Source organism: Candidatus Palibaumannia cicadellinicola, assembly GCF_002855795.1.
Lineage (GTDB): Bacteria > Pseudomonadota > Gammaproteobacteria > Enterobacterales > Enterobacteriaceae > Baumannia > Baumannia cicadellinicola_C.
The window spans coordinates 1-1,377 of sequence record NZ_NJPO01000168.1 but is presented as its reverse complement, the minus strand read 5'-3'; the positions used below and the strand labels follow the sequence as shown (position 1 = coordinate 1,377).

Below are 1,377 nucleotides of genomic sequence, written 5' to 3'. Positions count from 1 at the left end.
CATTACCCCTGCGCACTCAGACAGATCTTGATCTCATCAGGCGTTTTATTTCCTCATTACCTTTCTCGCTCACAGTTGCCCAGCAGCGAGTAGTAGAAGAGATTAATCAAGATTTAGCACGTAATATTCCTATGAGACGACTAGTACAAGGAGATGTAGGTTCTGGTAAAACATTAGTAGCAGCGTTAGCTGCGCTACGCGCTATAAGTTATGGCCATCAAGTAGCACTAATGACGCCAACCGAACTACTAGCTGAACAACATGCAGAAAATTTCCTAGATTGGTTTCCACCATTAGGCATTCAGGTCAGTTGGCTTACCGGCAAAACAAAAAGAAAAATTCGTCAGTCGCAACCACAAGGTATCGCATCGGGCCGTATAGCAATGATAGTTGGTACTCACGCTATTTTTCAAAAGCAGGTACAATTTGCTAAACTATCGCTAGTGATTATCGATGAACAGCACCGCTTCGGTGTAGATCAGCGGTTAACTTTATGGGAAAAAGGGATTAAAAATGGCATTCAACCGCACCAGCTAATTATGACTGCTACGCCTATCCCCCGAACACTAGCTATGACTGCTTATGTTGATTTACAGATATCAAGAATCGATGAACTACCGCCAGGACGCACACCGGTAACTACGATTGCCATTGCTGATACTCGTCGTACTGAAATTATCCAACGTATTAAACAAGCTTGTTTGCAAGAAAAGCGTCAAGTCTATTGGGTCTGTACTATTATTGATAAATCTGAGCTGCTGAAGGTACAGTCGGTAAAAACAACTTGGGAAGAATTACGAAGAGCTCTACCTGAACTACAGATTGGTTTAGTGCATGGACGGATGAAAACACAGGAAAAGCAACGGCTTATGCAGGCATTTAAGGCTGGAGAGGTACAATTACTAGTTGCAACAACGGTAATAGAATTAGGAATGGATATCCCTAACGCTAGCCTAATGATTATCGAAAATTCAGAGCGGCTCGGCCTAGCGCAATTACATCAGTTACGCGGGCGAGTGGGACGTGGTACGGTCGCGTCTCATTGCGTGTTACTATATAAGTCACCCCTCAGTAAAACCGCTCAGCTACGAATTAATATACTACGATATAGTAACGATGGGTCCGCTATTGCTCAACGTGATCTAGATATTCGTGGCCCCGGTGAATTCCTAGGTACTCGTCAAACTGGCAATGCTAAATTTCGGATAGCAGATCTATCACGAGATCAAGCAATGATCTCAGAAGTACAGCTACTAGTACATTATATTTATCAAAACTATCCTGAAATAACCCAAGCGTTAATTCAACGCTGGATGCCAAAACGCGTTAGTTATCGTTATACACATGCTTGAAGTTGCAATGCATACATTCAATTTT

1 protein-coding gene is annotated in these 1,377 nt (G+C 42.6%); it reads left to right on the top strand.

What is annotated here, in order from left to right; translation table 11 throughout:
- On the top strand, positions 1-1,352 hold a 1,352-nt coding region (locus tag CEX73_RS03105; protein WP_146643232.1), incomplete at its 5' end, for an ATP-dependent DNA helicase RecG.
- Between the last annotated feature and the right edge of the window lie 25 nt (positions 1,353-1,377).